At 70.3% G+C, this 21392-nt stretch carries 21 protein-coding genes, 1 tRNA gene and 1 pseudogene; 10 read left to right on the top strand and 13 right to left on the bottom strand.

Features of this window, described 5'->3' with window-relative positions; genetic code table 11:
* Nucleotides 1–8: 8 nt before the first annotated feature.
* The gene (gene gatA / locus ACFE64_RS03570; protein WP_375391079.1) at nucleotides 9–1493 is read right to left on the bottom strand and encodes an Asp-tRNA(Asn)/Glu-tRNA(Gln) amidotransferase subunit GatA; all 1485 of its coding nucleotides are present in this window, start codon (nucleotides 1491–1493) and stop codon (nucleotides 9–11) included.
* Between the two features lie 58 nt (nucleotides 1494–1551).
* Nucleotides 1552–1854, bottom strand: a complete 303-nt coding sequence (gatC, locus tag ACFE64_RS03565; RefSeq protein ID WP_375391078.1) for an Asp-tRNA(Asn)/Glu-tRNA(Gln) amidotransferase subunit GatC — start codon at nucleotides 1852–1854, stop codon at nucleotides 1552–1554.
* Between the two features lie 76 nt (nucleotides 1855–1930).
* Between gatC and ACFE64_RS03560 the strand changes: the two genes are divergently transcribed.
* Together ACFE64_RS03560 and ruvX are read left to right on the top strand one after the other, a co-directional pair.
* Entirely contained in the window at nucleotides 1931–3037 is a 1107-nt protein-coding gene (locus ACFE64_RS03560; RefSeq protein WP_375391077.1) for a DUF3089 domain-containing protein, read from the top strand.
* Between the two features lie 147 nt (nucleotides 3038–3184).
* Nucleotides 3185–3643, top strand: coding sequence for a Holliday junction resolvase RuvX (gene ruvX / locus ACFE64_RS03555; protein WP_375391076.1), 459 nt, complete (start codon nucleotides 3185–3187; stop codon nucleotides 3641–3643).
* Here the strand turns inward: ruvX and ACFE64_RS03550 are convergent.
* Entirely contained in the window at nucleotides 3640–4623 is a 984-nt protein-coding gene (locus ACFE64_RS03550) for an SDR family NAD(P)-dependent oxidoreductase (protein ID WP_375391075.1), read from the bottom strand. The two genes, ruvX and ACFE64_RS03550, sit on opposite strands and share 4 nt — an antisense overlap.
* 88 nt (nucleotides 4624–4711) lie before the next feature.
* Between ACFE64_RS03550 and ACFE64_RS03545 the strand changes: the two genes are divergently transcribed.
* Nucleotides 4712–5689, top strand: coding sequence for an aspartate carbamoyltransferase catalytic subunit (locus tag ACFE64_RS03545; protein WP_375391120.1), 978 nt, complete (start codon nucleotides 4712–4714; stop codon nucleotides 5687–5689).
* Nucleotides 5686–6894, top strand: coding sequence for a dihydroorotase family protein (locus tag ACFE64_RS03540; RefSeq protein ID WP_375391119.1), 1209 nt, complete (start codon nucleotides 5686–5688; stop codon nucleotides 6892–6894). The genes ACFE64_RS03545 and ACFE64_RS03540 overlap by 4 nt, the downstream gene beginning before the upstream one ends.
* Nucleotides 6895–6897: 3 nt before the next feature.
* On the opposite strand, the gene ACFE64_RS03535 is transcribed toward ACFE64_RS03540, so the two are convergent.
* From ACFE64_RS03535 to ACFE64_RS03525, 3 genes are read right to left on the bottom strand one after another with little or no spacing between them, the layout of a single operon-like run.
* Entirely contained in the window at nucleotides 6898–8229 is a 1332-nt protein-coding gene (locus tag ACFE64_RS03535) for a tetratricopeptide repeat protein (RefSeq protein WP_375391074.1), read from the bottom strand.
* A complete protein-coding gene (locus ACFE64_RS03530; RefSeq protein WP_375391073.1) occupies nucleotides 8229–8774 on the bottom strand; it encodes a hypothetical protein in 546 nt (181 codons plus the stop codon). Before ACFE64_RS03530 ends, ACFE64_RS03535 begins: the two co-directional genes overlap by 1 nt.
* A 2-nt stretch (nucleotides 8775–8776) precedes the next feature.
* Complete coding sequence (locus ACFE64_RS03525) at nucleotides 8777–9502, bottom strand: AAA family ATPase (RefSeq protein WP_375391072.1); 726 nt, start codon at nucleotides 9500–9502, stop codon at nucleotides 8777–8779.
* Nucleotides 9503–9628: 126 nt separating this feature from the next.
* On the opposite strand from ACFE64_RS03525, the gene ACFE64_RS03520 reads away from it, so the two are divergent.
* On the top strand, nucleotides 9629–10600 hold the full coding sequence (locus ACFE64_RS03520; protein WP_375391071.1) for an SPOR domain-containing protein: 972 nt from the start codon (nucleotides 9629–9631) through the stop codon (nucleotides 10598–10600).
* On the opposite strand, the gene serB is transcribed toward ACFE64_RS03520, so the two are convergent.
* The gene (gene serB, locus ACFE64_RS03515; protein WP_375391070.1) at nucleotides 10597–11475 is read right to left on the bottom strand and encodes a phosphoserine phosphatase SerB; all 879 of its coding nucleotides are present in this window, start codon (nucleotides 11473–11475) and stop codon (nucleotides 10597–10599) included. The genes ACFE64_RS03520 and serB overlap by 4 nt on opposite strands.
* Here serB and miaA point away from each other — a divergent pair.
* Complete coding sequence (gene miaA / locus ACFE64_RS03510) at nucleotides 11474–12382, top strand: tRNA (adenosine(37)-N6)-dimethylallyltransferase MiaA (RefSeq protein ID WP_375391118.1); 909 nt, start codon at nucleotides 11474–11476, stop codon at nucleotides 12380–12382. The two genes, serB and miaA, sit on opposite strands and share 2 nt — an antisense overlap.
* 85 nt (nucleotides 12383–12467) lie before the next feature.
* Nucleotides 12468–13076, top strand: coding sequence for a YceI family protein (locus tag ACFE64_RS03505; RefSeq protein WP_375391069.1), 609 nt, complete (start codon nucleotides 12468–12470; stop codon nucleotides 13074–13076).
* 122 nt (nucleotides 13077–13198) lie between these two features.
* Here ACFE64_RS03505 and ACFE64_RS03500 read toward each other — a convergent pair whose 3' ends face one another.
* From ACFE64_RS03500 to folE, 4 genes are read right to left on the bottom strand one after another with little or no spacing between them, the layout of a single operon-like run.
* A complete protein-coding gene (locus tag ACFE64_RS03500) occupies nucleotides 13199–13633 on the bottom strand; it encodes a BLUF domain-containing protein (protein ID WP_375391068.1) in 435 nt (144 codons plus the stop codon).
* A 22-nt stretch (nucleotides 13634–13655) separates the two neighbouring features.
* A complete protein-coding gene (locus ACFE64_RS03495) occupies nucleotides 13656–13985 on the bottom strand; it encodes a dihydroneopterin aldolase (RefSeq protein ID WP_375391117.1) in 330 nt (109 codons plus the stop codon).
* Between the two features lie 10 nt (nucleotides 13986–13995).
* On the bottom strand, nucleotides 13996–14736 hold the full coding sequence (locus ACFE64_RS03490) for an SDR family NAD(P)-dependent oxidoreductase (protein ID WP_375391067.1): 741 nt from the start codon (nucleotides 14734–14736) through the stop codon (nucleotides 13996–13998).
* 3 nt (nucleotides 14737–14739) lie between these two features.
* Nucleotides 14740–15333: a GTP cyclohydrolase I FolE gene (gene folE, locus ACFE64_RS03485; RefSeq protein ID WP_375391066.1), complete on the bottom strand. Its 594-nt coding sequence runs from the start codon at nucleotides 15331–15333 to the stop codon at nucleotides 14740–14742.
* A 212-nt stretch (nucleotides 15334–15545) separates the two neighbouring features.
* Here folE and ACFE64_RS03480 point away from each other — a divergent pair, with 212 nt between their 5' ends.
* The 3 genes from ACFE64_RS03480 (at nucleotide 15546) to ACFE64_RS03470 (ending at nucleotide 19070) form a co-directional block, all read left to right on the top strand.
* Nucleotides 15546–18617 (top strand): TonB-dependent receptor, encoded by a 3072-nt coding sequence (locus tag ACFE64_RS03480; RefSeq protein ID WP_375391065.1) that lies wholly within the window; start codon nucleotides 15546–15548, stop codon nucleotides 18615–18617.
* Nucleotides 18618–18710: 93 nt separating this feature from the next.
* Nucleotides 18711–18917, top strand: coding sequence for a DUF2945 domain-containing protein (locus ACFE64_RS03475; protein ID WP_375391064.1), 207 nt, complete (start codon nucleotides 18711–18713; stop codon nucleotides 18915–18917).
* 76 nt (nucleotides 18918–18993) lie between these two features.
* Nucleotides 18994–19070 (top strand) — tRNA-Arg (locus tag ACFE64_RS03470).
* Between the two features lie 566 nt (nucleotides 19071–19636).
* On the opposite strand, the pseudogene ACFE64_RS03465 reads toward ACFE64_RS03470, so the two are convergent.
* Together ACFE64_RS03465 and ACFE64_RS03460 are read right to left on the bottom strand one after the other, a co-directional pair.
* Nucleotides 19637–20458, bottom strand: a pseudogene (locus ACFE64_RS03465) (recombinase family protein); the annotation flags it as partial.
* A complete protein-coding gene (locus ACFE64_RS03460) occupies nucleotides 20362–20898 on the bottom strand; it encodes a TIR domain-containing protein (protein ID WP_375391063.1) in 537 nt (178 codons plus the stop codon). The pseudogene ACFE64_RS03465 and the gene ACFE64_RS03460, both read right to left, overlap by 97 nt.
* Nucleotides 20899–21392 lie beyond the last annotated feature (494 nt).

The following is a 21392-nucleotide window of genomic DNA, read 5'->3' as shown; positions in this document are numbered from 1 at the left end:
ACCAACGTCTACCACCACGCCTCCGGCCGTGCCGTGAACCCGGCTCGCTCCTCGATCGCCAGTCCGGCGTTCAGCACCGCCTGTTCGTCGAGCGGCCTGCCGATGATCTGCAGGCCCAGCGGCAGGCCCGCCGCGTCGAGGCCGCCGGGCACGCTCATCGCCGGCAGGCCGGCAAGGGACGACGGCACCGTGAATACGTCGTTGAGATACATCGCGATCGGATCGGCCGATTTCTCGCCGAGCGCGAAGGCCGCGGACGGCGCGGTCGGTGTGAGGAGCACGTCGCACTCGTCCCACGCCTGCTCGAAATCGCGCGCGATCAGCGCCCGCACCTTCTGCGCCTGGGTGTAATAGGCGTCGTAGAAGCCCGCCGACAGCACATAGGTGCCGATCAGGATGCGCCGCTTCACCTCCGCGCCGAAGCCGTCGGCGCGGGTGGCGGCATACATGTCCTGCAGCCCCGCGCCGTCGGGCAGGTCGCGCAGGCCGTAGCGCACGCCGTCATAGCGCGCGAGGTTGGATGAAGCCTCGGCGGGCGCGATGATGTAATAGGCGGGCAATGCGTAGCGGGTGTGCGGGAGTGAGACCTCGACCACTTCAGCGCCCGCGTCACGGACCCAGTCAATACCCTGTTGCCACAGGGCCTCGATCTCGGCAGGCATGCCGTCGACCCGATACTCCCTGGGAATACCGACGCGCACACCGTTGAGATTGCCCGACAAGCCCCGTTCCCAGCGCGGCACCTCCAGCTGGAGCGAGGTCGCGTCCTTGGCGTCGAATCCCGCCATCGCCTCCAGCAGGATCGCACAGTCGCGCACGTCGCGCGCCATCGGCCCCGGCTGGTCGAGCGACGAGGCGAAGGCGATCACGCCCCAGCGCGAGCAGCGGCCGTAGGTCGGCTTGATGCCGCTGATGCCGGTGAAGGCGGCAGGCTGGCGGATCGAGCCGCCGGTGTCCGTCCCCGTCGCGCCGGGGCACAGCCGCGCCGCCACCGCCGCCGACGAGCCGCCCGACGAGCCGCCGGGCGCGAGCGGGGCGTTGCTGCCGTCGTTGCGCTGCCACGGCGAGACGACGTTGCCGAACGCGCTGGTCTCGTTGGACGAGCCCATCGCGAACTGGTCCATGTTCAGCTTGCCCAGCATGCCGGCGCCGGCATCCCACAGCTTCTGCGACACCGTCGATTCATAGGGCGGGGTGAAGCCCTCCAGGATGTGGCTCGCCGCGGTGGTCGGGACGCCCTGCGTGCAGAACAGGTCCTTCATGCCGATCGGCACGCCGGCCAGCGGCTTCAGCGGCTCGCCCGCAGCGCGGGCGGCGTCGGCGGCGCGGGCGGCGGCGAGCGCGTGCTCGGGCGTTTCCACCAGGAACGCGTTCAGGGCCTTGGCGCGGCTTACCTTCACGATGAACGCGTCGGCGATCTCGCGCGCGGAGAACTCGCCCGCCCGCACCCCGTCGCGGATCGCGGCCACGCCCAGATCGGTCGGATCGGTCACGCTGTCCGCTCCTGGATGCCCGCCGGTGCGGGGATGATGGCATACCGACCTGCGGTCATCACTCGATCACCTTGGGCACGGTGAAGAAGCCGTGCTCGGCCTGGGGGGCGTTGGCCATCAGCTCGTCGCGGATGCCGCCGCCGGTCAGCGGGTCGGCGTTCACCACATCGTCGCGCAGCCGCAGCTGGTTGGCGATGACGGCGGTCATCGGCTCCACCCCGGCGGTATCCACCTCGCCCAGCTGCTCGATCCAGCCCAGGATGTTGGACAGCTCGGGCGCCAGCCGCTCGGCGTCGCCGGGCGCGAGCGCGATGCGGGCGAGCCGCGCGACCTTGTTCACGGTGTCGGTGTTGACGGACATGTCCGAGCGGCTAGCAGAGCGGGTCGGCGCGGTGCAACGCTTTTGCCCCGGCGCTGCGCCGTGTAGGGGCCCGGGCGTGGCCCGCAAGTTCCTCTACGCTATCGCCGTCCTGATCGTCCTCGTGATCGCGGCCGCCTTCGTCTACCGGATCTGGGGCAACGATCTGGTACGGTACTGGCTGGTGCCGAAGGAGGCGTTTCAGGCGCAGCCGGGGCTCGCGCGTTCCGCCTACGACGATCCCAAGATGTGGCTGGCGCGGCCTGGCGTGGCGAACGATCCGAGCCGCTGGGCGCCGGCCGGCTACAAGCCCGGCGCGAAGCCGCGCGCGGCGGTCTTCTTCATCCACCCCACCAGCTATATCGGCGGCCAGCACTGGAACGCGCCGCTCGACGATGCGACGACCAACTGGCGCGCCGGCGTGTTCCTGCGCGGGCAGGCGAGCGTGTTCAACGACGTCGGCGAGGTCTGGGCGCCGCGCTACCGCCAGGCGAGCTTCGGCGCATTCCTGACCAACCGCGCCGACGGCGGGCGCGCGTTGGACGTCGCCTATGGCGACGTCGTGATCGCGTTCGAGACGTTCCTGAAGGCGATCGGCCCGGACCGGCCGATCATCCTCGCCGGGCACAGCCAAGGCGCGCTGCACCTGGAGCGGCTGCTGCGCGAGCGCATCGCCGGCACGCCGCTGCTCGGCCGCGTGGTCGCCGCCTATGTCGTCGGCTGGCCGATCTCCATCCCGGCCGACCTGCCGCGGCTCGGGCTGCCCGCCTGCACGCGACCCGACCAGGCCGGGTGCGTCCTTTCCTGGGAGAGCTTCGCCGAGCCGGCGGACCCATCGCTGATCGTCGACACCTTCGATGCGACGACCGGCTTCACCGGCGCGAGCAGGATGGGTACGCCGATCCTGTGCACCAACCCGCTCACCGGCACGGCGGGCGGGGGCGCACCGGCCTCCGCGAACCTCGGCACGCTGTTTCCGTCGGCGGACCTGAGCACGGCCGAGATCGCGCCCGGCAGGGTGCCGGCGCGGTGCGATGCGCGCGGCTTCCTGCTGATCGGCGCGCCGCCCGACCTTGGCCAGTATGTGCTGCCGGGCAACAACTACCACGTTTACGACTACAGCCTGTTCTGGGCGAACATCCGCGCCGATGCCGCGCGGCGGCTGGCGGCGTATGATACGCGCTAGCTCCTCCCCGGCCCGGGGAAGGGGATCGCCGGCCGGAGGCCGGTGGTGGAGAGGGTCCGGTCACGAGGGGATCGGCCAGATCGGGCCCCCCTCCACCACGCCGTTTCGCGCCGCCGTTCCCCTCCCCGTGCCGGGGAGGATCGAGAGATGATCACGCTTTCCGCGGCCGATTACCGCGCCGCGCTGCCGGAGGGCGGTCGGCTGCTGGGACTCGACCTCGGCACCAGGACGATCGGCACGGCGCTGTGCGACGCGGGATGGCATTTCGCCTCGCCGGCCGAGCTGATCCGCCGGACCAAGTTCACGCGCGACCGGCAGCATCTTGCCGCCCTCGTCGCGCGTCAGCACGTCGCGGGCCTGGTGATCGGCCTGCCGCTGAACCTCGACGGCTCGGCGAGCCCGCGCTCGCAATCCGCCCGCGCCTTCGCGCGCGAGGTCGCGGACCTGGGCCCGGTGCTGCTGTGGGACGAGCGCTGGTCCACCGTCGCCGCGGAGCGCGCCCTGATCGCGCAGGACATGAGCCGCGCCAAGCGCGCCGAGCGGATCGACAGCCACGCCGCCGCCCACATCCTGCAGGCGGCGATCGACGCGCTGGTGAACGCCTAGACGTCCTGCGCGCTGTCGCCGCCCGTCACCTCGAAATTGGCGCCCGAGCACATCGCGCTGGCGTCGGAGGCCAGGAACACGGCCATCGGCGAAATGTCCTCCGGCTGCAGCCACGCGACCTTCAGCGGCACGCGCGGCGCACGATTGTTCCAGGTCTCCGCCTCGCTCGGGTTCTTGGGCGGATTGTCCTGCGTCTCGCCCAGGAGGTGGCTCCAGCGCGCGGGGTAGCGGGTCAGCGCGGTGTCGACGAGGCCGGGCAGGATGCAGTTCACCGTCACGCCGTATTTGCCGAACTCCTCGGCGGCGGACTTCATCAAGCCGACGATGGCGTGCTTGGAAGCGGAGTAGGACGAAGCGCCGCCGGTGCCGTGCTTGCCCTGCATCGACGAGAGCAGGATGAACCGGCCGCTCTTCTGCCCGCACAGCGTCGGCGCGAACGCGCGGACGGTGTTGGCGGTGCCGTTCACATTGTTGTCGATCGTGTCGTACCAGTCGGCATCCTCCATCTCCAGCAGCTCCTTCCAGCGCTGGATGGCGGCGTCGGCGACGACGATGTCGATGCGCCCGAGCTCCTTCAGCACCCGGTCGTGCGCGGCGCGGAGTTGCGCGATCTTGCGGATGTCGCCCTTGATGGAAAGGCAGCGGCGGCCGGTCGCCTCGATCTGCCGCTGCGTCTCGGCGAGATCGGCGGGGGTGGCGGGCTTCGCGTTCGAGGCGGGGCTGACCGGGCCGGCGATGTCGAAGATCGCGACGTCGGCGCCGTTCGCCGCCAGCTCCACCGCGATCGCACGACCAATCCCGCGCGCCGCGCCGGTGACGAAAGCGACCTTGCCGGCGAGCTTGGTATCCCGACCGGGGGCGATCGGGCCGGCGGTGCGGGCGTCGGCGGGCCGTTGCCCGGCCGCCGCCGCGCTCGCCAGTCCCGCCGCCCCCAGCGCCGCCGCCCCCGCCAAAACCTGCCGCCGATTGCCTTCCGCCATGACCCAACTCCCTGGATTTTCACGGCCACAACCGTCCGGAGGCGCGCCGGTTGCGCAGGCCTCGTCGCGCCGCTACGCCGCGGCCTTGATGCCGCTGTCGGATCACCGCCCGTCCGCCATGATCTCGGGCGCCGCCGTTTTCCCGCACCGGCACCTGCTCGGCATCGACGGCCTCCAGCCGCACGAGATCGCCTTCCTGCTCGATGAGGCGGAGGGCTGGGCCGCGCGCCCGCATGCTGCCGCCGATCAGCGGCTCGCCGGGCTGACGCAGATCAACGCCTTCTTCGAGAACTCCACGCGGACGCTGCTGTCGTTCGAGATCGCCGGCAAGCGGCTCGGCGCCGACGTCGTCAACATGCATGCCGCGCAATCGAGCGTGACGAAGGGCGAAACGCTGATCGACACCGCCCAGACGCTGAATGCGATGCAGGCGGACGTGCTGGTGATCCGGCACGCGAGCTCCGGCGCGGTGCGGTTGATCGCGGACAAGGTGGACGGCGCGGTGCTCAACGCCGGCGACGGGCGGCACGAGCACCCGACCCAGGCGCTGCTCGATGCGCTGACCATCCGCCGGCGGCGCGGCGCCATTGCCGGGCAGCGCGTGGTGATCTGCGGCGACCTGCTTCACAGCCGGGTCGCGCGATCCAACATCCTGGCGCTGACCGCGCTCGCCGCCGAGGTGCGGGTCTGCGCGCCACGAACGCTGCTGCCCACCGCGATCGAGGCGATGGGGGTCAGCGCCTTCACCGACTTCGATCGCGCGCTCGACGGCGCGGACGTGGTAATGATGCTGCGGCTGCAGACCGAGCGGATGGACGGCGGCTATGTGCCCTCGCCACGCGAATACCGGCTCGGCTGGGGGTTGACGCGCGAGCGCCTCGCCCGCCTGCCGGACGCGCTGGTGATGCACCCCGGGCCGATGAACCGCGGTGTGGAGATCGACTCGGACGTTGCCGATCACCTGCAATCGGCGATCACCGAGCAGGTGGCGATGGGCGTCGCGGTCAGGATGGCGTGCCTCGACGTGCTGACGCGCCGGACGCGCCGCGTGGCGGGCTGGGCGTGAGGCTGGCGATCGGCAACGCCCGGCTGGTCACGCCCGACGGCGTCGTGACCGGCGGCGTGCTGGTCGAGGACGGTGTCATCGCGGCGGTCGGCGCGATCGATCTGCCCGCCGACGCGATCGACGCGCGCGCCCGGCATCTGGCGCCGGCGATCGTCGATCTGGGCGTGTTCGCCGTCGACCGCGCCGCGTGCCGCGCCGGCGGCATCGTGCGGGTGGCGCCGATGCCGGATCAGGCGCCGCCGCTCGACGAGCCGGGTGCGGTCCAGCGCCTCGCGCTGATCGGCAAGCCGGATCTGTGGATCCACCCGATCGCCGCGGCAACGCGCGGGCTGGCGGGGCGCGAGCTGGCGGAGATGGCGACCTGCCGCGCCGCCGGGGCACGCGCCATCGGCACCGGCGCGGGGTGGATCGCCGATGCCGGCGTCATGGCGCGGGTGATGAGCTACGCACGCGACCTCGACCTCGCGGTTATCGCCCATGCCGAGGATGGCGGGCTCGCCGCCCACGCCGTCGCCACCGCCGGCGAGACCGCGACGCGACTGGGGCTCCCCGCCGCGCCGGCCGCCGCCGAGCCGCTGGCGATCGCGCGCGACCTGCTGCTGGCCGAGGAGACCGGCGCGCGGCTGCACCTTCGGCAGGTGACGACCGCGGCCGGCTTCGACCTGATCCGGGCGGCCAAGCGGCGCGGGCTGCCGGTGACATGCGGGATCACCCCGCCCCACTTGCTGCTGTCCGACATCGCGATGAGCGATTTCCGCACCTTCGCGCGCCTGTCGCCGCCGCTGCGCAGCGAGGCGGACCGGCAGGCGGCGCTCACCGCGGTGGCGGACGGCACGGTCGACGTGCTCGCGTCGGGCCATGCGCCGCAGGGGCCGGAGGCGAAGCGGCTGCCCTTCGCCGATGCGGCGCCCGGCGCCGCCGGCGCGGCGACGCTGCTGGCGTTGGGGCTCACGCTGGTGCGCGACGGCGTGGTGACGATGGCGCGGCTGTTCCAGCTGCTCGCGGCCCAGCCGGCGCGGGTGCTGGGCGTGAACGCGGGCGTGCTCGCGCCCGGTCAGCCCGCCGACCTGCTGCTGTTCGATCCCGACGCGCCCTGGCGGATCGCGGCGGATAGCCTGCCGGGTCTGGCCGGCAACACGCCGTTCGACGGGTTGCCCGTTCAGGGCAAGGTGCTGCGGCTGTGGAAGGGCGGCCGCGAAGTCTAGGCGTCAGGAACGCCCGCGCGGCGCGGCTGCGGTGACGGCCTGAGCGGCCACCGCCAGGCGGGCGTTCGTCGGCTTCGCCCAGGCGGCGATCTGGTCGCCGGCGGTCGAGCGGACGAAGCAGACGCCGCCGCGTGCGCGATACTGACGGCAGGCCTGATCGGCCGCAGTGCGGCTGAAGCCGCCGACCGACAGACGGAAGAATGTCGCCGAACCGCTGCGAAAGGTCGCGCCATTGGGCTGGTGACCCTTGAACGCGGCGTAGCGGTGCTGCGCGCGGCTCCAGGCGTCCTTGGCGACGCCGGCGCTGTCGAACGCGCCGATCTGGACGAACCACGTGCCCGACGCGATCGCGGGTCCGGTCGTCACGACCCTGGCGGCCGCCACGCGCGTGGCCTGCACCTTCACCTTGTAGCCGTTCGCCGCCTGCTGGATCACCGGCGCGGCGAGCGGTTGCACCACCTCGCGGCGCGCGCCGAACACGATTGGCGGCTTGGCCGGCGCGATGGCCGTGACGGGCGCGGCCGGAACGGCTTCGACCACAGTGGGCGCGGGCGGATGGACCGGGATGGCCGCGGCGACCGCTACGGCCGGCGTTGCGACGGGGGCGACGAGCGCCAGCGCGGCGGGCTGCCCGGCATCATCGGCGACCGGATGCACCCCGAGCAGGCTGGCGACCTGGTCGGACGCCGCCTTGGGCTGCGCGAAGGCGGCCCATTGCTCCAGGCGCGCGTCGACGTCGGCGGGCGACAGGTCCGCGGCGACGATCATCCGCGCCACCCCCCATTGTCCGCCCAGCGCATAGGCGAGCGCCAGATTCTGTCGGACCTGCACGGATGCCGCGGACGATTTCGCGACCTCCGTCAGCACCGCGACCCCGCCGGCGGTGTCGCCCGCCAGCGCCATCGCGAGCCCGCGGTCGCCCGCGGGGATCGTCTCGGCGTGCTGGGCCAGCGTGCCGCGCGCGCGCTGCCAGTCCCCCGCCGCGATCTCGGTCAGCGCGAGGTCGAGCGCCGCGCGGCCGTTGCCGCCGTCGAGATGCAGCGCGTCGGCGAACGCCTGGCGCGCCGACGGGAAGCGGCCGGCCCGGAGATAGCTCTGGCCGAGGATCATGCGGAAGTCGGCACGGGTCGGCGCCAGCCCGACCGCGGTCTCCGCCGCCGCTACCGCCGCGGCGACGTCATGCGCCCGCAGCGCCTTGGCCGCCTTGCCGGCCGCCCTGGTCGCCGCCTTCATCTCGGCCGTCTGCGGGCGGTCGGGCGTCTCGGCGGCGGACATCAGCAGGATGCCGCCATAAGCGAGCGCGATCGCGCCCAGCGAGGCGATGTTGCCCTTCATCAGCGTTTCCCCTTGGGCGAAGGCGTGGGCGGCAGCTGCGCGACCAGCGCCTCCACCTCCGGCAGCGTGGTCAGGAAGCGGTCCAGCGCATGCGCGACCAGCTGCTGCGCCGAGCGGTGCGCCAGCGCGCTCGCGAGCCGGAGCCGCAAGTGGCGGTCGGCATCGAGCCGCAGGGTGAAGGCGGCCCGGCCCTTGTGCGCGGTCTCGCGCTGAAGGCGGCTGGCAGTGGCGACCGAGACGCTCTGCACGACGCCGGGCGCCTCCGCCGCCGCCGGCGCCACCGGGCTCTCGAACTCCTCGCGCAACGCTTCCTGCTGCGCCACCACGGGCGGCGCGGCGGGCTCGATCGCGGGGGCGACGGCGGGCGCGATCGGCGTCGGCGCGGAAGTCTCCGAGCCCATGTCGTTCCAGCCCAGATCATCCAGCCGCTCGGGCGAAGGCGCGAGACTGGCGAACCCCTGCGGCCGCATCGCCGGACGCGCCTGGCCCTTGCGCGCCAGCAGCGTCGACGACAGCGACGCGAACGGCTTGGCCTGGCCCAGCATCGTCAGCCCACCACCCGGCGACCGAAGCCGCCGCCCATCGGGCCGGCCGCGCGCTGACCGAAGCCCGCCTGTGGCGCCTGCGGCACGGAAAAGACGGTCCGGCGGAAGTTCTTCTCCAGCCGGTCGGAGATATAGCCCCACAGCGCCACCACCTCGGCCGCGGACTTGCCGTTCGGGTCGGCCTCCATGACAGTGCGGCCGTCGATCATCGACGCGGCATAATCGGTGCGCTGGTGCAACGTCACGGGCGCGACGGTGCCGTGCTGCGACAGCGCGACGGCGGCCTCGCTGGTGATCCGCGCCTTGGGGGTCGCGGCGTTGACCACGAAGATCAGCGGCTTGCCGGCGCGGTCGCACAGGTCGACGGTGGCGCCCACGGCGCGCAGATCGTGCGGCGACGGGCGGGTCGGGACGACGATCAGCTCGGCGACCTGGATCACGCTCTGGATCGCCATGGTGATCGCGGGCGGCGTGTCGATGACGGCCAGCTTGAATCCCTGCTGCCGCAGCGCCTCCAGGTCGGCCGCGAGCCGCGCGACGGTGGTCTGCGCGAAGGCCGGCTGCTCGTCCTCCCGCTCGTTCCACCAGTCGGCGAGCGAGCCCTGGGGGTCGATGTCGATCAGCACCACCGGGCCCTGGCCCGCGAGGTGCGCCTGCACGGCGAGGTGGCCGGACAAGGTCGTCTTGCCGGAGCCCCCCTTTTGCGATGCCAACGCCAAAACGCGCATGTGCCGCCCGAACTCCCCTTCTCTGCCGCTGCGGCCTGCCACGCCCGAGGCTAAAGACAGGTTAACGGCTTGCGCCCGGCGGCGTCCCAGCGGCATGATCGCGCCGAGGGCAGGAAGGGAACGGCGATGCGATACGGGCTGCTGATCGCGAGCGCCGTAGCGGCGGTGGTGGCCGCGTCGGCCGGCGCCGACGTGAAGGCGGGGGTCGACGCCTGGACGCGCGGCGACTTCAGGAAGGCGGTGGAGGAATGGCGCGGGCCCGCCATCGCCGGCGATCCCGACGCCCAGTTCAATCTCGGCCAGGCCTACAAGCTCGGGCGCGGCGTGCCGGTCGACCCCGCGCTGGCGGAGAGCTGGTTCCGCAAGGCGGCGCTGCAGGGACATGAGCAGGCGCAGGACAATTACGGCCTGGCGCTGTTCCAGGAGGGCCGCCGGCAGGAGGCGATGCCCTGGCTGGAGAAATCGGCGGCGCGCGACGAGCGCCGGGCGGAGCTGGTGCTCGGCACGATGCTGTTCAACGGCGATGGCGGGGCCGCGCGCGACTATCCCCGCGCCTATGCGCTGGTGACGCGCGCCTCGCAGCAGGGGCTGCCGTCCGCGTCCGAGACGCTGACGCAGATGGACGGCTATGTCACCGCCGCGGATCGCGAGCACGGGACGGCGCTCGCTCGCCAATATGCCGCGCGCGCGCCGCTGCGGCCAGGCGGCGCGACCGTGGCCGCCACGCCGCCGGGCGAGGGACCCGGGCGGCCGTCGCATCCTCTGCCGACGCCGAGGGCAGGAACCGCCGCCCGGCCGCCCGCCGCGCCGGTCAAGGCCGTCGCCGCCACGTCCGTCGCTCCCGCGCCGACGACACCCAAGCCGCTCGCGGCCGGCGCCGCCGCAGGCGGCTGGAAGGCGCAGCTCGGCGCGTTCCGGGACCGCGGCAATGCGGAGGCGCTGTGGAACCGCGTCGGCGGCAAGCTCGGCGCGGCGACGCCGAGCTATCCCGACGCGGGGGGCATCACCCGGCTGGTCGCGACCGGGTTCCCCAGCAAGGCCGCGGCCCAGTCCGCGTGCACCCGCGCGCGCCTGACCTGCATCGTCACCGGCCCCTAGCCGGTCACCCAATCCCTGCGCGCGATGCCCTGCGCCCAGAGCAGCGTCGTCAGGTCGCCCCGGTCGATCAGCGCGCCCGCCGCCGCGGCGACGATCGGCTTGGCATGATAGGCGATGCCGAGTCCCGCCGCCGCGATCATCGGCAGGTCGTTCGCGCCGTCCCCGACCGCGAGCGTCTCGGCCAGGCCGATACCCAGCGCGGCGGCCTCCGCGCGGAGCGTCTCCAGCTTGGCCGCCGCGCCGACGATCGGCTTGCGGACCGCGCCCGTGAGCCGGCCGTCCTCGATCAGCAGCTCGTTGGCGACCGCCCGATCGAAACCGATCGCGCGCGCCACCGGCTCGGCGAAGCGGGTGAAGCCGCCCGATACCAGCACGCACCGCGCGCCCCGCGCCCGCATCGTCCCGACCAGCGTCCGAGCCCCTGGCGTCAAGTGGACACGCTCGGCAAGGCACCGCTCAATCACACCCGCGTCGAGGCCTCGCAGCAGCGCCACCCGCGCATCGAGCGCGCCCTCGAAATCCAGCTCGCCGCGCATCGCCGCGTCCGTGATCGCGGCGATTGCCGGCTTCAGCCCGGCATAGTCGGCGAGCTCGTCGATGCACTCGACGCCGATCATGGTCGAATCCATGTCGGCAACGAGCAGCCGCTTCTCGCGCCCGGCGGCGGGCTGGACGACCACATCGGCCGCGACCACACCGGCCAGCGCTGCGCGAGCCGCAGCCGGCTCGGCCGCGAAAGGGAGGTCGGCCGCGCCGCCTTCGTCGAGCCAAGCGAACCGACCGGGCGCGCAGCCGGCAGCCGTCAGCCGTTTCCCCGCGTCATCGAGATCGGCTGCGGAGAGCGCGCCGGCTGCTATGAGCGTTGCTGTGAACATGGCCCTCCCGACCGTCGCGCTCATCGCAGGGCCAACTGCCAGCGGCAAGTCGGCGTGCGCGCTGGACGTCGCGGAGTCGAGCGATGGGGTCGTCATCAATGCGGACTCGGCGCAGGTCTACCGCGACCTGCGCATCCTGACGGCGCGGCCTTCGCCAGCGGACGAGGCGCGCACGCCGCACCTGCTGTTCGGTCACGTCGACGGCGCGGACGGGGAATATTCCGCCGCGCGCTGGGCGGCGGAGGCGACGGACGCGATCGCGGCCGCGACGGCGCAGGGCCGGCGGCCGATCCTGGTCGGCGGCACCGGCCTTTATCTGCGCACGCTGCTCGACGGGATCGCGCCGGTGCCGCCCATCGACCCCGCCGCCCGCGCCGCCGTGCGCGCGCTGCCGGTCGCCGACGCCTTTGCCGCGCTGACCCGCGAGGACCCGGCCGCGGCCGCCCGCCTCGCGCCGGCCGACAGCGCGCGCATCGCCCGCGCGCTGGAGGTGGTGCGCTCGACCGGCCGACCGCTCGCCGCCTGGCAATCCGAACGGGCAGGCGGGATCGCCGCCACCGTCGATCTGCGGCCGGTGATCCTCCTGCCCGATCGAGCGGCGCTGTTCGCGCGGATCGACGCCCGGCTCGACGCGATGTTCGCGGGCGGCGCGGTCGAGGAGGTGGCGGCATTGCTCGCGCGGCCCGACCTGCCGCCCGCCGCACCGATCCGCCGCGCCATCGGCGTCGCGCCGATCGCGGCCATGCTCGCCGGCGAGATCACCCGCGCCGAAGCGCTGGCGCGAGCCCAGCGCCAGACGCGGCAATATGCCAAGCGCCAATATACCTGGTTTCGCCATCAGCCTCCCGCCGATTGGCCGCGGGTCGACCCGGGCGCGCCCGACCTGATCGAACGGCTCAGGCGGTAAACGGCAACCCAGCGTTGCCGCCCGGGCGTTTGACGCCGGCCGGCGCACGGGCCAGAACGCGTGCATTATCAGGAGACCTTCGCCCATGCGCCCCATGCTCGCCGCCGCCCTGCTCCTCGCCGCCCCGGCGCTCGCGCAGATGGACCAGCCGCTGCACGGCGCCGGCGGCCCTGCCGACGTCAAGGCCGGCACCTACGCCGTCGAGCCCAACCACACGCAGGTGACGTTCAGCGTCAGCCATCTCGGCATCTCGCCGTTCGCCGGCACCTTCTCCGGCGCGAGCGGCACGCTGACCGCCGATCCGGCCAATTTCGCCGCGACGACGCTCAGCGTCTCGATCCCCGTCGCCAGCGTCCAGACCACCAGCGCCAAGCTGACGGACGAGCTCAAGAGCGGCGACTGGCTCGATGCGGGCAAGTTCCCGACCGCCACCTTCCGGTCGACCAGGGTCACCGCGCTGACGGCCGACACCGTGCAGGTGGACGGCACGCTGACCCTCCACGGCGTCAGCAAGCCGGCCATCATCCGCGCCCGCCTGTTCGGCGTGGCGACCAACCCGATGAGCAAGAAGGCGTCGATCGGCTTTCTTGGCCGCCTGCAGTTCAAGCGCTCCGACTTCGGCGTGAGCAAATATGTGCCGATGGTGTCCGACGACACGGTGCTGGTGATCAACGCCGCGTTCGAGCGGCAATAGCCAGCGGTCTCTCCCACTGCTTCCCCGGCGGAGACCGGGCCCGGTATCGGGCGGCGTCGGCCAACACTACAGTGCTCGACAGTCATCGCGACTGGGCCGAGGCAGTTTGGCAGAATCGCCCGCTACGCGTGCAGGAAGCGCCTGAAGTGATCGCCGATCTCAGGCGGCGCGCCGGACACCATCAACCGCAGCCGGTCGTCGAGCAGGTCGGCCGGGTGGCCTTCGTCGCGATAGGCCATCCCCCAGTCGGCAAAGGCGCGCTTCTCGATCGGCCGGTCCGCCAGGATCGCGATGTCGCGGTGGCGAGGGTCCGCGCGGATGCGGTCCATGGTGAGGCTGACGCTCTCCTCCGGCCCTTCGAGCACCTGGAGGAAGCGTCCGTTGGCGAACAGCAACAGCCCGGTGACGCCGTTCAAGCCGTTTTCCGGCCGCGCGAAGCGCAGGATGTCTGGCGCGATGTCCTCGGCAGACCGATCGGTAGCGACGCTTTCGTAGATGATCTGCCGCATTACGTCAGCATAGATGACGTTGCGCTGCCGGAAGACAACCTCGATCATAACGGCTCGGCAACGGTTGCGCTCACGGCCGCTCGATCTCGCAGCCGACGGCCGCGTCGGGATAGACGTCCGGCTTCACCGAGCGCACGCGGACGCGGATCACGCGCGGATCGGCCAGGCACAGCGCCGCCACGGCCTCGCACAGCGTCTCCTGCAGCGCGAAACCCTTCCCCGCCGCGAGCCGCTGGATGCCGGCGCGCACGAAATCATAATCGAGCACCTCGTCGATCCGGTCGGCCGTGGGCGGCGCCGGATAGGCGGCGGTCAGCCACACCGACAATCGCACACGCTGGGGTGTGGCCTCCTGCGGATGGATGCCGAGCCGCATCAACACCTCCAGCCCCTCCAGCATGGTGGTGTATTCAGCCAAGGCCGCGTCCTTCGAACATCACGTCGCGCCCGCTCTTCACGAACCGCTGGCCGCTGTCGACATAGACCGTCTGGCCGGTGACGCTGTCGGCCGCAAGCAGCCACGCCACCGCGTCCGCGATCGCCGGAGCGCCCACCGGCCGCTGCAGCAGGTTGCGGCGCGCGACCGCGTCGAACTCGGCCGCGCTCTGGTCGCCGCTCGGCAGCGCCAGCCCGGGCGCGACGGCGTTCACGCGCACCGCCGGCGCGAACGCCTGCGCCATCAGCACCGTCGCCTGCGCCAGCGCCGCCTTGGCGAGCGTGTAGGAGAAGAAGTCCGGATTGGGATTGGCGAGTTTCTGATCGAGCAGGTTGACGACCGCGCCGCCCCTGCCCTGCCCGGCCAGCGCCGCGGTCAGCAGCGCCGGCGCGGTGCAGTTCACCGCATACAACCTCGCGGCGAGCGCGACGTCGATGGTCTCGGGCCGGTCCTCCTCGAACTGCGACGCGGAGTTGACGAGCCCCTCGATCGGACCGCCGCCCACCTCGCACGCGCGCGCCCAGAGGTCGCCGATCGCTTCCACCGCCGCCAGGTCGCCGCCCACCGTACCCGCCGCGCCGACCTCCGCCGCGAGCGCGGCTGCCGCCTCGCCCGAGCGGCCATGATGGACCACCACCCGGTGCCCGTCCGCCGCCAGCCGCCGCACGATCGCGGCGCCGAGCCGCCTGGCCCCGCCGGTGACGAGCACGCGCAACGGTCAGCAGCCCATCAGCGCCAGCACTTCGCGGCGGCTGCGCTCGTCGTCGCGGAACACGCCCATCATGCGGCTGGTCGTCATCGCCACGCCGGGCGTGCGGACGCCGCGCGCGGTCATGCAGGCGTGCGTCGCCTCGATCACCACCGCGACGCCGATCGGCCGCAACGCGGTCCAGATGCAGTCCGCGACCTCCGCCGTCAGCCGTTCCTGCACCTGCAAGCGACGCGCGAACCCGTGCAGCACGCGCGCCAGCTTGGAAATGCCGACGACGTGATCGCGCGGCAGATAGGCGATGTGCGCCCTGCCGATGATCGGCGCCATGTGGTGTTCGCAATGCGACTGGAACGGGATGTCCTTCAGCAGCACGATCTCGTCATAGCCGCCGACCTCCTCGAACACCCGTTCCAGATGGCGCGCGGGATCGTCGGCGTAACCGGCACAATATTCCTTCCAGGCCTTGGCGACGCGGCGCGGCGTGTCGATCAGGCCCTCCCGAGTCGGATCGTCGCCGGCCCAGCGGATCAGCGTCCTGATCGCCTCCGTCACGTCGGCCGGGATCGGTTGCGCCGGCGCGGGCTCGACCAGATCGCTCATCGCCCGGCGCCGGTGACGCTACGGCACGCGCCGGTCATAGGGTCAGTTCTGATCTGCAACTGTTTCATTCGCGCAACATCCCGTCGCTAGGGCGATCGTGCTTGAGAAAAGCCCGTTGACGCATGATTCGGCGCGGCGCTAGGCCCCGTGCTCGAACCATGGTTGCCGCGACGCCGGCGTGCAAGACCGGCGCGACCCAGAAGAGGATGCATATGAAGACCGTTGCGCTGCTCACGACGTCCACGCTCGCGCTGCTGGCGAGCGCCCCGGCCTACGCGCAAGCGTCGGCGCCGCAGACGACCCCCGGCACCGTTCCCGCCCAGACCTCGCCGGGCGCCGAGGCGAGCACGCAGGGCGGACAAAACGCCGCCGACAATCCCGCCGGCCAGGGCAACACCGGCATCGCCGACATCGTCGTCACCGCGCAGCGCCAGGCCGAAACGCTGCAGCAGGTGCCGATCGCGGTCACCGCGTTCAACGCGCAGGCGCTCCAGGCGCAGCAGATCAACACCACCAGCGACCTCCAGCTCAACCTGCCGAACGTCACCTTCACCAAGTCGAACTTCACGTCGTCGTCGGTGTTCACCATCCGCGGCGTCGGCGAGCTGTGCGTCGGCGCGACGTGCGACTCGGTGACCGCGGTGCACGTCAACGACGTGCCGGTGCTGGGCTCGCCGATCTTCCAGAACGAGTATTTCGACATCGAGCGCATCGAGGTGCTGCGCGGGCCGCAGGGCACGCTGTATGGCCGCAACGCGACCGGTGGCGTCGTCAACTTCATCACCGCCAAGCCCGACCTGTCCGGCATCCATGCCTCGGGCGATGTCGAGTACGGGAATTACAACAGCATTCGCGTGAAGGGGATGCTGAACATCCCGCTCGGCGACAAGCTCGGCGTCCGCATCGCCGGCTATTACCTGAATCGCGACGGGTTCACGCACAACAACTTCACCGACAGCCAGATCGACGGCCGCAACCAGTTCGACGTGCGCGGCTCGCTGCGCTTCGAGCCGACGTCGTCGACCACGATCGACATCGTCGGCCATTACTTCAAGGAAGACGACGACCGCTCGCGCATCCAGAAGCAGCTCTGCCACCGCGACCCCACCGGCGTGCTGGGCTGCCTGCCCGACCGGCTGGCGACGGAGACAACGAACGGCAATGCCAGCTTCGCTTCCACGCTGTCGTCGAACGAGTTCCTTCGCATCGCTACCGGCAACGCGACGATCGCCTCGTTCGGGCTGCAGAGCGTCTATGGACCGGACGGCTATGCCGGCGTGGTCAACCCGACCGACCTGCGCACCGTCAGCGTCGACTCGCTGCCGCGATTCAAGACCGACGAGAAGCAGATCCTCGGCTCGCTGAACCAGGAGCTCGGCAGCCATTTCACGCTGAAGATCGACGGCGGCTATACCGAGGGAGCGACCGACTCGACCAACGATTACAATATCAGCGTCGAGAATTCGCTCGCCGGCAACGTCGGCCTGAACACGTTCAATGTAGTGGCCGGGTCGGGCGCGCTCGGGCCGGGCTTCGCGACGGTTCGCAAAGACTTGCTGCCCAACGGCAACACCAGCAGCGTCTGTCAATCGACTTCCGAACCCACCGGCACGGGCGTCTACGGCGGCCACTCGATCTGCGCGCCGAACAGCCTCGATTTCGACCGCTCGCAGGCCCAAGGCAAGCAGTGGACGGCGGAGGGCATCATCACCTCGAAGCTCGACGGGCCGTTCAACTTCCTGCTCGGCGGCATTTATCTGGACTATAGGGTCCGCAACACGGAATACTACGTCAACTCCTTCGGCCTCGATTATGCGTCGGGCATTCTCGGTTCGGCCACGGCGCTGGGCGCCGGCAATACGGCGGGCGCCTATCTCGCCTCGCCGTTTTATCAGAATGACGGCGCCTATTATCATCTGAAGTCATATGGCTTCTTCGGTGAGGGCTATGTCAACTTCGCGTCCAATCTGAAACTGACGCTCGGCGCGCGATACAATCACGACGATAAGTTCACGCAGCAGAAGACGTCGATCCTGAGCTCGCCGGTGCCGCTGAACACGACCAACGCCTATACGGCACCCGCCTTCCTGGCGACATTCGATGCCGACCCGTCGGTGGCCGGCGTCCAGCCCTATGCCTTGGCCTCGGCGTCGTTCAGCAAAGTGACCGGCCGCGCAGTGCTCGACTGGCAGATCACCAACCGCAACCTGCTCTACGCATCCTACTCGCGGGGCTACAAGTCGGGTGGCATCAACCCGCCGCTGCTGCCCGGCTCCACCGTGCCCACGGCGTTCCGCCCGGAGCAGGTCGATGCGTTCGAGATCGGCAGCAAGAACACGTTCCTGGACGGCACGCTGCGCCTCAACCTCACCGGCTTCTACTACAAGTACAAGGACCTGCAGATCAGCCGGATCATCGACAAGACGGCGGTCGACGACAACATCAACGCCGAAATCTACGGTGCCGAGGCCGAGGCGGTGATCAAGCCGGCGCGGCAGGTGCTCATCAATCTGAACTTCAGCTACCTGCACACGAAGATCAAGACCGACACGCCCTTCGTCGATCCGCAGGATCCCGGCGCCGGCCGCGCCGATGCCGTCGTCGTCAAGGACCTGCAGAACGGCAGCAACTGCGCGGTGACCGCCAACAATGGCAGCGCGGCATTGAGCAACGCATTCGTCGGCGCAGTGAACACGCTCGGGCTCGGCCTCCGGGCGCCCACCCCGATCCCGGGCACGAACAACACGGGCGCGTTCTCGATCTGCAGCACGCTGAACCAGCTCGCCACGGGCACGGTGCCCGCCGCCCTCGCGAACGGGACGGCAAATCCGTTGTTCGCGTTACAGACGGGGCTGCGTGGCGCGTTCGGCGTGCCTACCGGCGCATTTCCCGTCACCGTCAACTTCATCGGCGTGCCGGTCAGCATCCTCGGCAACCAGCTGCCGCAATCGCCCAAATACAAGTTTGGCGCGGGCGCGCAGTACACCGCCGACATCGGCCGCTACACGCTCGTGCCGCGCGTGGACCTGACCTACACCGGCGATTACTTTGCGAGCGTGTTCAACCGTCAGGTGAACCGCATCGAGGGCTTCGCGGTGGTGAATGCCCAGGTGCAGCTCAACGCGCCGAACGATCGGTTCTACGTCCGCGGCTTCGTGCAGAACCTGTTCGACAACAATGCAATCACCGGCCTGTACGTTACCGATCAGTCCGCGGGCCTGTTCACCAATGCCTTCACGCTGGAGCCGCGGCGCTACGGGATCGGCGCCGGCTTCCGCTTCTGACCCAAGCGCAATCTAGGTAATCAGGCTCCCGGCTCAGGCCGGGAGCCTTTTTCTTGAGCGTGCGATTCGGTTTCTCCGAACGGAGAATACGCGGTGGCCAAGGAACTGAAGAAGGGCGACAAGGTCAGCTGGAGCTCGCATGGCGGCACCGCGCATGGCGAGGTCGAGGAAAAGCAGACGAGCGACACCAAGATCAAGAGCCACACCGTGCGCGCGTCGAAGGACGACCCGCAATACATCGTGAAGAGCGATAAGGGCGGCAAGGCAGCGCACAAGGCGGACGCCCTCAAGAAGGGCTGATCCCGCTCGGGAGCCCGGCCATCCGCCGGCCGGCCGTGTTGACCGCCGCCGGGCAGCCCTTTAGCAATCGGCCCAAGCCCCCGTAGCTCAGCCGGATAGAGCGACGGTTTCCTAAACCGCAGGTCGGAGGTTCGAGTCCTCTCGGGGGCACCACTTCCGGTCAAGAGAGGGCACCGTGGGTGCCTGGTACTCGGGATTGCCGCTGGCGGCGATTTCGAGCGGCTTGATCGGTCCGCTGATTGTGATGATGTCCGGCGCGAGCACCACCTTGTCGATGAATCGACGAGCGTAGCCCTGCCGGAGTACGGGGTCATCCGATCGCAGCTGCGGATAATGACGTCGCCGAGCCGCCCGATCGCCTCCGGCGTGACGCTGCGATCGGTGGCTGACAACTGCCGCTCGACCAGCACGATCTCCTGTTCCAAATCGGCGCGGCGAGTGCGCTGGGCGGCGAGGCGGGTGGTAAAGTCGGTGTCGCGAGGGCTGACCACGCCCTGTTCGATGAAGTCGAATATATTCTGGATCGTGCCCTCGACGCGCGTCCGCTCGGTCCGCAACGCCTTGAGATGCGCCTGCCGCTCGCGGATTGCCGAGGAGCTTTCGTCGAGCAGATTGGTCAGCAACCGCTGCAGCCGCTCGGGTCGAAGAAGCCGCTCGGCCATGGCATTGATGACGATGGTCTCGAGCTTCTCGTCGCGGATGCTGGTGCCCTGGCAAGCGGTCTCGCCGCGACGTCGATTGCGCGAGCAGCGGTAATAGCGGTAGCGGCCGCGCTTGCCGGTTGCGATCGTCAACGCATGACCGCATTCGGGGTGGCCGCACTTGGCAATGCCGGCAAGCATGGTTGGGCCGGAGACGAACGTAGGTGCCGTGATGTGCCGGGCGTTGCGGGCGATCCCGGCCTGCACCTCGAGCCATTCAGCTTCGGAGATGATGGCCGGTACGGCGACCTTCTGCCACTCGTTCTCTGGCCGCTTGACGCCGTTCCTGATGTCATGGACGCCGTAGAGATGGATGCCACGATAGGTCGACCGCGTCAGGATGTCGCGGAGGTTGGAGACGTGCCATTTCCGACCACGTAATGTCGCGCCGCCGGCATTGAGATGGCAGACGATCTTCTTGTAGCCCATCGGTCCCTGGCCGATGCCGATCCGCTTCACGCGATAGATCTGCTGCACCATGAGCGCTTCCGACGGCTCGATCGCGAGCCGCTTCTTGGCCTTGGGACCGCGCATCTCGGCAACCTCAGCGGTGTAGCCGAACGGCGGCACGGCGCCGTTCCAGAATCCCGCTTCGGCATTGCGCTTCATGGTGTCGCGGGTGAACTTGGCGGTCTGACGAGACTGGTACTCGTCGAAGTTCGACAGCACAGAGCGAACTAGGTCGCCCTCGGCATCCTGACCGACCTCTTGGGTGATCGCTACGATGCGTACGCCGGCGCGCTTCAGCTTCCGGCGGTAATGCTCGAGTAGATAATGGTCACGGAAAAGCCGCGAAAAGCTGTAGCAGCCGATCTCGGTGATGCCGGCACCGGGCCGCAAGGCATGTTCGAACAGCGCCTGCAAGCCGGGCCGTGTACGGTCGTGCCAGACAGGCCGCCATCGCGATATATGTCGACCAACTCGATCCCCAGGCGGCGGTAATGCTCGCCGAGCCGGTCCTTCTGATTGTCGAGACTGATCCCGCCGTGAATGCGAACGGCGAAGATGCCGTTGCCGTTGAGGAGGCTGCGCGCGATCTCATACCTGACCCAAGGACGCGCCCAGGTGTCCCGCCCGGTGAGAACGCATGTCGCCGACGTGCCGAAGATGTTCCTGTTAATCGAGTCTTTGAGGTAGCGCTCATTGGTGCTGCGGACGTTCTCCCACAGGCTGCGGTCCTGCACCGTCTTGCGGCGCTCGCGGTCCTTGGGCCTGATCTGCCCCGACTTCCGCACCTGGTTGACCCGATTCACGTCCGCATAGTGAAACGAGTAGAACACCCGCCGCTCCTTGAGGGCGAGTGCCGCCGGTCTAGCGACCTCCGGCGATAGCGCGTTGGGTTGGGCAGCGACGGGAACGCCAGGCCGGACAGCAGACCCATTTGCGTCTGGGGTGACCTCCCGCCGAACAGCCCCAACGCGGGCCGAGCTGGCGGCGTCCTGCCGAACAACCCCATGGGCGGCAGAGCCGGCGGCGGGGGTGGCGAGAACAGGCCCTTGTACGGCCGCTCCGGCGGACTAGCCGGATACTGCTCCGCCAGCGCGCGAGCTAGCTCCTCCAGGTAATTTGGGGGGCGAGTACCAGTCGTGGACGACACCATAGCAGATGAACAGCGCGCAGGCTATGAATACGGGTAGGTAGAACACGAGATTGGCCCGGCTATTTACGGCTCGCTTCGCGTCCCCCGGCCGCTTCACGGGCTTGATCGACAGATCGCACTGAACCGCCCCGGGTTTGTCGGAGGCTCCAACTCCTGAGAAGGTGGAGCCTGTAT

This window comes from uncultured Sphingomonas sp., assembly GCF_964250165.1.
Taxonomy (GTDB): domain Bacteria; phylum Pseudomonadota; class Alphaproteobacteria; order Sphingomonadales; family Sphingomonadaceae; genus Sphingomonas.
The sequence above is the reverse complement of the archived record's forward strand: the minus strand, read 5'-3'. Positions and strand labels throughout refer to the sequence as shown.

Excerpts from the sequence above, each read along its gene's own strand:
- gatC (WP_375391078.1), bottom strand. The coding sequence starts at position 1,854 with ATGTCCGTCAACACCGACACCGTGAACAAGGTCGCGCGGCTCGCCCGC.
- ruvX (WP_375391076.1), top strand. The coding sequence starts at position 3,185 with ATGATCACGCTTTCCGCGGCCGATTACCGCGCCGCGCTGCCGGAGGGC.
- ACFE64_RS03550 (WP_375391075.1), bottom strand. The coding sequence starts at position 4,623 with ATGGCGGAAGGCAATCGGCGGCAGGTTTTGGCGGGGGCGGCGGCGCTG.
- ACFE64_RS03545 (WP_375391120.1), top strand. The coding sequence starts at position 4,712 with ATGCCGCTGTCGGATCACCGCCCGTCCGCCATGATCTCGGGCGCCGCC.
- ACFE64_RS03535 (WP_375391074.1), bottom strand. The coding sequence starts at position 8,229 with ATGAAGGGCAACATCGCCTCGCTGGGCGCGATCGCGCTCGCTTATGGC.
- ACFE64_RS03530 (WP_375391073.1), bottom strand. The coding sequence starts at position 8,774 with ATGCTGGGCCAGGCCAAGCCGTTCGCGTCGCTGTCGTCGACGCTGCTG.
- ACFE64_RS03525 (WP_375391072.1), bottom strand. The coding sequence starts at position 9,502 with ATGCGCGTTTTGGCGTTGGCATCGCAAAAGGGGGGCTCCGGCAAGACG.
- ACFE64_RS03520 (WP_375391071.1), top strand. The coding sequence starts at position 9,629 with ATGCGATACGGGCTGCTGATCGCGAGCGCCGTAGCGGCGGTGGTGGCC.
- miaA (WP_375391118.1), top strand. The coding sequence starts at position 11,474 with ATGGCCCTCCCGACCGTCGCGCTCATCGCAGGGCCAACTGCCAGCGGC.
- serB (WP_375391070.1), bottom strand. The coding sequence starts at position 11,475 with ATGTTCACAGCAACGCTCATAGCAGCCGGCGCGCTCTCCGCAGCCGAT.
- ACFE64_RS03505 (WP_375391069.1), top strand. The coding sequence starts at position 12,468 with ATGCGCCCCATGCTCGCCGCCGCCCTGCTCCTCGCCGCCCCGGCGCTC.
- ACFE64_RS03500 (WP_375391068.1), bottom strand. The coding sequence starts at position 13,633 with ATGATCGAGGTTGTCTTCCGGCAGCGCAACGTCATCTATGCTGACGTA.
- ACFE64_RS03495 (WP_375391117.1), bottom strand. The coding sequence starts at position 13,985 with ATGCTGGAGGGGCTGGAGGTGTTGATGCGGCTCGGCATCCATCCGCAG.
- folE (WP_375391066.1), bottom strand. The coding sequence starts at position 15,333 with ATGAGCGATCTGGTCGAGCCCGCGCCGGCGCAACCGATCCCGGCCGAC.
- ACFE64_RS03480 (WP_375391065.1), top strand. The coding sequence starts at position 15,546 with ATGAAGACCGTTGCGCTGCTCACGACGTCCACGCTCGCGCTGCTGGCG.